Consider the following 8,350-nt stretch of genomic DNA (forward strand, 5'->3'; position numbering starts at 1 on the left):
GACGCAAAGCCTGGCTGGCGCGGCTGGTGGCGCATGCAAAACTGGCAAACGCGATCCGAAGTTGAGGACCCAAGCCCGGCGAGCAACCGCAACAGCCCTCCACTCCCCTATCCACTTTGAGGGTAGAGCGGGACATGCACCCACCGTGCGGCGCCACGGCTCGGCCGCGCAACCTGCAATTTTGCGCGATGACGGCGGCCTGAAACGGAAGTTGCGCCACCCCTAGCGCAAAATGCCAGCATTACTGTCAATAGCAGCAAATCGTATTTGAGTGAGGGTTGAGCCCCGTGAGGCCCGTAATGGCAGGAATGACAGTATTCCCCGCTTTCGATGGCCCGCCTGGGTGGGTTTTGCCGGCGGCGAGGACCCTCTCGGCTCTAATGCTGTTAATGCTGCTATTAGCAACATGCACTTCAGTGAGGTTTTCGTGACATTTTGCAAACGTGCCAGCAATGCCAGTAATGCCAGCAATGCTGTCATTAGGTCCGTCCCACCGCGGCCGTATATGAGAGATTTCCAACGGTTCGCAATAATGCTGGTATTACTGCTATTGCTTGCATTACTGGCTATCGCGTGGAATGCTGTCAATACCGTCAAACGCGCCAATGCTGTCGAAGGAGAGCAATGCAGACCGACTTTCGCGAAACACGTAAAAGGGTGATCGCCGTCATCAACGGCAAGGGCGGCGTCTTGAAGACGACCCTGACAGCCAACGTCGGCGGAGAATTGGCAGCCTCCGGTCAGAAGGTCCTGCTCGTCGACCTCGACCCTCAGGGAAACCTTGCCGAAGACCTCGGGTACACCAGTGAAACCGGTGATGATCAGGGGAGATCGCTTGCCAGCGCAATCGCATTCGGCGGCGACGCAAAACCCATCGAAAATGTCCGTGCAAATCTCGACGTCCTTCCCGGGGGAGTGCACCTCGAACAAGCGACAGCCGCTCTAACCGCTATGGCGTCCAAAGATCCAGATGGAGCAAAGCTCGCCCTTGCAAGGGTCCTTGCTCCAATGGCGGCCACCTACGACATGGTCCTCATCGATTGCCCGCCCGGCGACGAAACCTTGCAGACAGCAGCGTTGGCAGCCGCAAAATGGGCATTCGTGCCCGTCAAATCCGATGCATCCAGCCGAAAAGGAATGGCAGCCGTGGCGCACCGAATCGACGCCGTCGCTGCTATCAACCCCGACCTGGATCTACTGGGCGTCGTTCTCGTAGCCGTGGGTACATCAGCGAAGACCGTGCTCAAACAAGCAAGGTCTGCGATTGCAGAGGCGTTCGGCAACGACGACGTCGTTTTCACGGCCACCGTTCGTCACTCCGAGGCGACCGCCCAGGCAACACGAGAGCGGGGCATGCTCGCAGCCGAACTCGATGCAGTCGTCCGGAGCGGTCCGAAATGGTACGACGTCATCAAAGGCAACGCCGAGCCTCAGGCTCTCGCGCCGAAATCGTCCAAATCCGTTGCAGACGACCTCTTTGCAGTGGCGCAAGAAGTTGTCACCCGCGTTGCAACAGCGGAAAGAGAGGAAGCACGGGTATGAATGACCGGCCCGACCGAAAGCTCACGGCGCTACCTCCGCGGAACGTGACTGGTGACCTGTCTCGAATGCAGAGATCCAACCGCACTCCCGCGCAAGTTCCCCCGCTTCCACAGCCCACGCCGGCAGTTGTGGAAAAGCCTAAGCCCAAACGTATTACGGTTTACGTCGACCAAGAGGTATTCAGTCGCGCCCGAGGTGCTTACCGAAACACAAGCCACCTCGAGGACGACAAATCCTGGTCGCAATTCGTGGAGAAAGCGCTGGCGGCAGAGGCGGAACGCCGGGAGACAGTGCACAACAGTGGCAACCAATACGAAGCAGAGACCGGCGCACTTCCCAGTGGACGCCCCATCTCAGACGACTGACATACACAACGAAGGAGCCCCGCCGGATGCAACCGGCGAGGCTCCAGACCGGGAAACCACTTGAAGGAAGAAACCCGATCATGACCGACTTTAGCCTCCGGGCTGCCCGTATTCAGCTAGGCGCATTGCTCGCCGCACTCGCACTCGCGATCGTCATCGCACTCGGCATCACCACTGGCGCATTCGTACTCTCCTTCGCCGTGCAACGAGACCTCGCCCGGCAAGCACTCATCCCGGAAAATCTGACCTGGATTTTCCCCGCCATCGTCGACAGCGCCATCCTTGGCGCCACTATCGCGATCGTCATCATCAGCAAGCTCAAGATGAACCGACGCGACAGAGGCTTCTACATCGCCCTCGCAGTCAGCGTCGTCGTGATCAGCATCCTGGGCAACGCGTACCACGCCTATCACGCAGCAATCGCTGCACGGGAGTCAATCGATGGTGGGGGAGACCTCGGGTTCATTCCACTAGCGCCGGCCATCGCAGCGGCCATAGCGATCATTCCGCCGGCCCTGGTCCTGGCATTCACACACGGCATCACGATCCTGGTGAAGGCAGTCGGAATGGCATACGCCGCCTACCGTGCGATCGTCGAAAACGTCACCGACAGTGAGCATGCAAAGAGCGTTGCGACTGATCTGACCGTGAGCCGGGAACCTTTCCGCGACTCCAGCTCTCGCGGAGAGACCGATCCCAATGTTGCAGAGCTGGTCGAAGCGGAACGAAACGAGGACACGACGAACACGGTGACACAGATCGCCCGGGGAGACGATCTTGCGGACTTTGCAGAACCGTTTTTCGCCGACGAAATGATGGCTGAACGTCACGACGACTGCGACCCTCAAGAAACCGCGACAGAGGCACTGAACCGTCAAGACACCGAAGAGGCCCAAGTCGCCGACGGCGACACCGCAATGGACGACCTCATGGCGTTCATCGCCACCTCGAATCTCAAGAAGGACGTGAAGGACACCGCAGTCCGCAAGCTCACGAACCCGAACCTCACATGGGAGACCATCGCGATGGAATCGAAACCGCCCGTCGCAATCTCGACAGCGTGGCGCCGGTACGAGAAGTTCGATATCGCAGCCCGGGAAGCAGGATTCACGAGCCCGCCACTGCCCGATCTCCGGTCCTCAGAGAACACCACCGACCGCGAACTCGCAGCAGCACACTGACCCCGGCGAGGCCCCGCGCCTCAGCAACCCAAACCTCATAAACACCAGAGGTCCTGGCAGTGCAGCAACACCACCAGGACCAAGCCACAGAAAGCACCTGTGACCATGAGCAATACTATTCGGCCCCACATCGGCCGCCCCACCGGCAGCACCGCACGCACCACACAAGCCCGAGCAGTGCGAACACGAGAAGCAATCGTCTCAGTAGCCGCACAACACTTCGACACCGACGGATACGGCGCCAGCAGCATCAACACCATCCTCGCCACCGGCGCATTCACCAAAGGCGCCATCTACTTCCACTTCCCGTCCAAAGAAGCCATCGCAGGGAGCCTCATCGCCGACTGGAACCGCACCGTCAACGAATCCATCAGCGAAGCAATAGCCACCGGCCCGAGCACCACAGCAGCGGAGAAGCTGGCAGCGGTCTTCACGTCCCTCGCTCATCAGATCGCCGAGAACACCAAACTGCGCGCCGGAATGAAACTCACCCTCGAACCCACCATCGACAACGGCTCAGCCTTCGCCCACTGGGTCGACGCCATCAGCGACATCATCGAAACCGCCATCACCGACGGCGAAATCCCCGACAACCCCACCACACACCGACTTGCATGGAACCTGTGCGCCGGCACCATCGGAGCCGCCAACGCATCAGCAACCCTCCGAGAAGACATCGACCTCGCAACCCGCATCGAGGACACAGTCACAGCCCACCTGAAATCCAGCACCGCATGAAGCACGACGGAAATCTGTCACCAGGCGCTGCAATACTCGAAAACAATCGGAGCGAGCTGCAAAACCACAGCACCACAAGGGGGAAGAAAACAGCATGAGCAAAAAAGACCAAATCCAGATCCAAGTGATCGCGCTACTGGGGGCCGTCGGCCTCGCATTCGCCACCGGAATCATGATCGGGACAGTTTTTCGACCTCAAAGCGGTAGCGGGGGAATGGAAGTATCGGTACCCGACTCCCTCGTCATCCCCGACTCCATCGCCACATGGCAGATAGCTCTCGCATTCGCCGCCATTCCCCTCGTCCTGGCCGGCCTCGCCTTCGCGCTACGCCCCTGGACAAGGCACAAGTCCGAGACAAACATCCAGCGCTACAAACTGGCGCGACTCGAGCGCGAACAGCACCTCGCGAACGCGAACCCCAAGACCATCGCACAAGCCCGGCGCGCAAACCGTCGCACTTAACGCAACGACGCCCACCGGACCCCGATTTCGATTGAGGTCATCGCACCTCGAACACCCTCACCAAATGTCAGACCCCCGAACTACCATCAACACCGCGACGAGCACCAGGTCGCCACACTGACCAGACCGAAGCGAAAGCCGAAGTCCTGACCTGCAACAACCCTTGCAGATCGGTCATACGTGGCGACCTGATCCTCATTCACCACCACAAACCAGAGCTACCGCGACACCACCCGTGGTCCAGTTCCGTCGCTCCCGCACAATCACCCCGCCAGCGCACCGAGCGGGAGGTGCCCACCACCGCACACACCCACCGCCGGCCACACACAAGAACCGAACGACACCTCCGGCGCCGTTGCCGCTACGCAGCCCCAGGTGGTCAAGAAAGTCGTCGTACAAGTCGCCCCAGAACACCATGCCGGGGACCCGACCCGTCAACCCACGCTCCGCTCTACGGGGTTGACAGCCCACCCTCGACCTGGTGACAAGGGAGCGACTCTACCGACTCTCAGAAAGGCAGCAACATGACCGAAACAGCCACTCCCACACGCTTTGTCGCGATACCCCGCACCGAAGAACACGGCGGACACGAGAACGAGTGCTTCACCCACTACGTCCAAGACAACCGCGGCCGCTACTGCCTACGCGGACCGATGGTCCAGTCGGACGCGGAATGGCTCGCGAACAAGATGAACACACAGTTGGACTAACCAACAGGCAAGGCCCGCACCGGATTCGGTGCGGGCCGCACTGCTGCACTCCTACGCCGGGGCAGGACGCTCCGGCATCTTCATCATGATCAATTCCGCGCCGTCCTTGTACCGGTACGCCCACCGACCATCCGAAGTCAGCACCGTGCCGGCCTGGCCCTCATCCGGGGCCGGGCTCCACCCTTGAACCTCATCCGATTCCGCAGTCTCGCTCATCTCACTATTGTCTCAACCTCGGAAAACCGGCCGAAACCAGTACAAACCCGCGCACAGTAGAGCAATGAGCGCCGCCACCGGAAAGCCAGTGCCGCCGATGCTCGCCACACTCGGGCATCCACCAACGGGGGAGCGCTGGGCCTTCGAGTCGAAATGGGATGGAGTCAGGGCCATCGCCACCACCGGCGCCAAACCGCCGACACTGTGGTCGCGCAACAGCAACAACTTCAGCGCCTCGTTTCCCGAGATCATCGACGCACTCAGCGCCGTGCTCGACCACCGCGAAACCGTCCTCGACGGCGAGATCGTCGCACTCGGCCCCGACGGTGTCCCGTCCTTCTCCCGACTACAGCGCCGGATGCACGTCCTCAAACCCACCGCCCAACTCCGCAACGACGCCCTCACCACCTACTACGTCTTCGACGTCCTCGACATCGACGGAACATCGACGACCGATCTGCCCTACCTCGAACGCCGCGAAGCGCTCGCCAACCTCAGCCTCGAACACCCGCGCATCAAAGTCCCACCCCACTGGCTCAACGTCGACGGACCGACCATGCTCGAGGTCGCCCGCAAACACCACCTCGAAGGCATCGTCGCCAAAAGCATCACCTCGACCTACCAACCCGGAAAACGGTCCCCGAGCTGGCTGAAAACACCGCTCCGCGCCAACACCGAAGGAATCATCTGCGGATTCGTCCCCGGATCCGGCAACGCGGCCGGCGGAATCGGATCACTGATCCTCGGCGCCCACGACAACTCAGGATCGCTCGTCTACATCGGAAACGTCGGCACCGGGTTTTCTTCGAGACAGCGCCGCGAACTACGCGAGCAACTCATCGACATCGAACGACCCACCAGCCCGTTCGCGGTCGCACCGCCACGAGCAATCGCCCGCGAAGCTCGCTGGTCAGAGCCGCTTTTAGTGTGCGATGTGGAGTATCGGGAGTACACCGGCGGCGGACTCAGACACCCTGCATTCAAAGGTATGCGCATCGACAAGACCGCCACCGACATCGACCTCCCCGGACGCCACTGACCACCACCGGCCCGACGAAACCGACGGGAACTGGGGCGGATCGTCAAGCGAGTCGCCTTCAAGGTCCGGTGCGGACTGAGAAGTAAGTGCTTGGCTCCCGCTGTGAGGCGGATCTGACTCCCACCTCACAGCCAGAGCGTCGAGCGCGACTACCGCAGTGCCGTCAACGTGAACTGAGGATCTGGTCGAAGGCGGCAATCATGGCAATTGCGGTAGTGATGGATCCGATGGGCTCGTAGTAGGCCGCTCCGATTGCGGCAGCGGTACCGATGGCGCCCAGTAACAGCAGGCGAAGCAGCCTTCGAGGAGGCGGGACATCGCCCCTCTCTGGTGCTGTGGGGTCCGTGGGGGATAGCGTCATGACACGTCCTCTTTCTACTTTGTCGTGATTGCGGGCGATGACGGCTCTCCGTTGGAGCGGAGGGCCGTCGCTGTGCGAGCAGCGATGGCGTTGCCGTCACCCACTACTGCACTCGACGAGGAGAGCTTTGTCGAGTACGGTTCAGGGAGCGGAGTTCACGCTTTGACCGGACTTCGTAACTAGTTACTTTTAGACACGGAAACAGGAACAAGTGAAAAAGGTTCTGAGGGCCGGTCTATCGGTAACCATTGAACGTCCAAAATTGAGGGTGCGAAGTGCCGATCGCTGACGAATTGAAGTCCCGTCGAGACCATCTCGACGCGATAGTTGCCGGCAAAAACCTCGACAGTATGGTCCGAGCGAACCTTCAAGAGGTATGGAAGAAGAGCGCTCCCGCCGAGATAGTCATCCGGTCAGGATTCGCACGTCGCATCCCGGAGTTGGTTGACTCCGAGATCGACGGCATCTCGATAAGGGACAAGCCGAGGCCAGTGCTCCCGAGGCGCCCACCTTTGTCGGTGCTAGCCCAGAAGTCCAAAGGCGTTGGGCTTCGTCTTGCCGTCACGCTTCCATTCCTGGTGCAATCCGATCGACACCTGCTCGAAGCTGACTCCAAGTTCCGTTGGCCAATCGAGAGCACACATCCAAGCCCGAGTGCGCTGATCCATGTTGTAGTCGCCAACGCAAATCACATCCCGGGGAAGAAAGAATTTGAGGTAGACAAGGCGGCCAACCGCAAACGTCAGATAGGTCAGGCCATCACGGCACTCGCTGAGCCGGAAGTGAATCTGCTGTGGCTGCCGGAAGCAAAGGGCCAGGGATACCGAAAACACAAAGACATTCGACTGAACCTGGAAGATGGCGGGCACAGGCGCCCAGTGAGGACCCGCTACCAAGTACCAACACCGACAGAGAAAGTCATTCGGATTCCCGCCAACTTCTACCTCAACGGCTGGATTCATGCATTGTCGAACCGCGAAATCGCTATGTGGCTGATGCTGCGTGACTTGCATGGACTCGCGGGCGGACCTCCTGGCACCGAACTGGATATTATTGCCCGCGATCGAATCCTCAACTACGACCTGACCAGAGCAGCCTGGGAGTCTTACCGGAGGCTTGCGGACTACGGGTTGATCACCTTCAAGGCGGATCCGAATCGTCGCGCCGATGGGACTGTCGAGGGTGGACGTAGGAGGCCTGAATCTGAACGTCACAGGTTCTATCTCACCGACGATGGGTTGAACGAACCTGGAGTGGCAACTGTGTCGAAACAGATTCATGAGGAGTGCGACCGCCTATAGCTCTCAAGAGTCGGCGCACTAGCTCATTTCCTGGTGATGATCGTCCGCAACACGAAGCGGAACACCACCGCGGTACCGGCCCCGACTGCGACGCCGGCCACCACGTCGGCGAGGAGAACTCCGACGGTGACACCGAGGGCCGTTGCGGCCGCGATCGCCAACGCAACATCGGCAGGCGCCGGCCGAGGGCTGGTGATCGCACTTCCCCTTCCGTGACAGTCGACGACGTACTCGCAGAGATCATCACACGGCGTTTGGCGCGGAAGTCGGACCCACGCTGTTCAATGGGGCGGGAACCGATTACGAGGAGGTCAGGCCATGTGTGGGCGCTATGCAAGCACAAGCTCAAGCAAGGAATTGCAGTCGTTTTTCGACACGATGCAGACCGTCGGCGACGAACTTCCCCCGTCCTACAACGTCGCACCCACCCAACC

The 8,350-nt window shown here is 60.3% G+C and carries 13 protein-coding genes; 10 read left to right on the plus strand and 3 right to left on the minus strand.

Annotation, left to right across the window (positions count from 1 at the left end):
* Nucleotides 1-624: 624 nt before the first annotated feature.
* The 6 genes from ACFWAD_RS28965 (at nucleotide 625) to ACFWAD_RS28990 (ending at nucleotide 4,999) form a co-directional block, all read left to right on the plus strand.
* The gene (locus ACFWAD_RS28965; RefSeq protein ID WP_083197736.1) at nucleotides 625-1,542 is read left to right on the plus strand and encodes a ParA family protein; all 918 of its coding nucleotides are present in this window, start codon (nucleotides 625-627) and stop codon (nucleotides 1,540-1,542) included.
* 65 nt (nucleotides 1,543-1,607) lie between these two features.
* Nucleotides 1,608-1,907, plus strand: a complete 300-nt coding sequence (locus tag ACFWAD_RS28970) for a hypothetical protein (RefSeq protein WP_378550148.1) — start codon at nucleotides 1,608-1,610, stop codon at nucleotides 1,905-1,907.
* Nucleotides 1,908-1,987: 80 nt separating this feature from the next.
* Nucleotides 1,988-3,088: a DUF2637 domain-containing protein gene (locus ACFWAD_RS28975; RefSeq protein ID WP_378550121.1), complete on the plus strand. Its 1,101-nt coding sequence runs from the start codon at nucleotides 1,988-1,990 to the stop codon at nucleotides 3,086-3,088.
* Nucleotides 3,089-3,193: 105 nt separating this feature from the next.
* Nucleotides 3,194-3,826 (plus strand): TetR family transcriptional regulator, encoded by a 633-nt coding sequence (locus ACFWAD_RS28980; RefSeq protein WP_378550124.1) that lies wholly within the window; start codon nucleotides 3,194-3,196, stop codon nucleotides 3,824-3,826.
* 94 nt (nucleotides 3,827-3,920) lie between these two features.
* Entirely contained in the window at nucleotides 3,921-4,289 is a 369-nt protein-coding gene (locus tag ACFWAD_RS28985) for a hypothetical protein (RefSeq protein ID WP_378550127.1), read from the plus strand.
* A gap of 524 nt (nucleotides 4,290-4,813) precedes the next feature.
* On the plus strand, nucleotides 4,814-4,999 hold the full coding sequence (locus ACFWAD_RS28990; protein WP_378550130.1) for a hypothetical protein: 186 nt from the start codon (nucleotides 4,814-4,816) through the stop codon (nucleotides 4,997-4,999).
* Nucleotides 5,000-5,050: 51 nt separating this feature from the next.
* Here ACFWAD_RS28990 and ACFWAD_RS28995 read toward each other — a convergent pair whose 3' ends face one another.
* Nucleotides 5,051-5,215 carry a hypothetical protein gene (locus ACFWAD_RS28995; protein ID WP_378550133.1) on the minus strand — a complete coding sequence of 55 codons (165 nt, stop codon included), beginning with the start codon at nucleotides 5,213-5,215 and terminating at the stop codon, nucleotides 5,051-5,053.
* 64 nt (nucleotides 5,216-5,279) lie between these two features.
* Between ACFWAD_RS28995 and ligD the strand changes: the two genes are divergently transcribed.
* Entirely contained in the window at nucleotides 5,280-6,254 is a 975-nt protein-coding gene (gene ligD, locus ACFWAD_RS29000; RefSeq protein ID WP_378550136.1) for a non-homologous end-joining DNA ligase, read from the plus strand.
* Between the two features lie 163 nt (nucleotides 6,255-6,417).
* On the opposite strand, the gene ACFWAD_RS29005 is transcribed toward ligD, so the two are convergent.
* Complete coding sequence (locus ACFWAD_RS29005) at nucleotides 6,418-6,615, minus strand: hypothetical protein (RefSeq protein ID WP_182261372.1); 198 nt, start codon at nucleotides 6,613-6,615, stop codon at nucleotides 6,418-6,420.
* A 24-nt stretch (nucleotides 6,616-6,639) separates the two neighbouring features.
* On the opposite strand from ACFWAD_RS29005, the gene ACFWAD_RS29010 reads away from it, so the two are divergent.
* Together ACFWAD_RS29010 and ACFWAD_RS29015 are read left to right on the plus strand one after the other, a co-directional pair.
* Nucleotides 6,640-6,798 (plus strand): hypothetical protein, encoded by a 159-nt coding sequence (locus ACFWAD_RS29010; RefSeq protein ID WP_378550139.1) that lies wholly within the window; start codon nucleotides 6,640-6,642, stop codon nucleotides 6,796-6,798.
* Between the two features lie 92 nt (nucleotides 6,799-6,890).
* Nucleotides 6,891-7,916: a hypothetical protein gene (locus tag ACFWAD_RS29015; RefSeq protein ID WP_378550142.1), complete on the plus strand. Its 1,026-nt coding sequence runs from the start codon at nucleotides 6,891-6,893 to the stop codon at nucleotides 7,914-7,916.
* Between the two features lie 23 nt (nucleotides 7,917-7,939).
* On the opposite strand, the gene ACFWAD_RS29020 is transcribed toward ACFWAD_RS29015, so the two are convergent.
* The gene (locus ACFWAD_RS29020; RefSeq protein ID WP_182261369.1) at nucleotides 7,940-8,077 is read right to left on the minus strand and encodes a hypothetical protein; all 138 of its coding nucleotides are present in this window, start codon (nucleotides 8,075-8,077) and stop codon (nucleotides 7,940-7,942) included.
* A 157-nt stretch (nucleotides 8,078-8,234) separates the two neighbouring features.
* Between ACFWAD_RS29020 and ACFWAD_RS29025 the strand changes: the two genes are divergently transcribed.
* Nucleotides 8,235-8,350 (plus strand): SOS response-associated peptidase family protein (locus ACFWAD_RS29025; protein WP_378550151.1); only part of this gene is annotated, 116 nt, incomplete at its 3' end.

Origin of the sequence: Rhodococcus sp. NPDC059969, from assembly GCF_042738325.1 — a bacterium.
Classification (GTDB): Bacteria; Actinomycetota; Actinomycetes; order Mycobacteriales; family Mycobacteriaceae; genus Rhodococcus_F.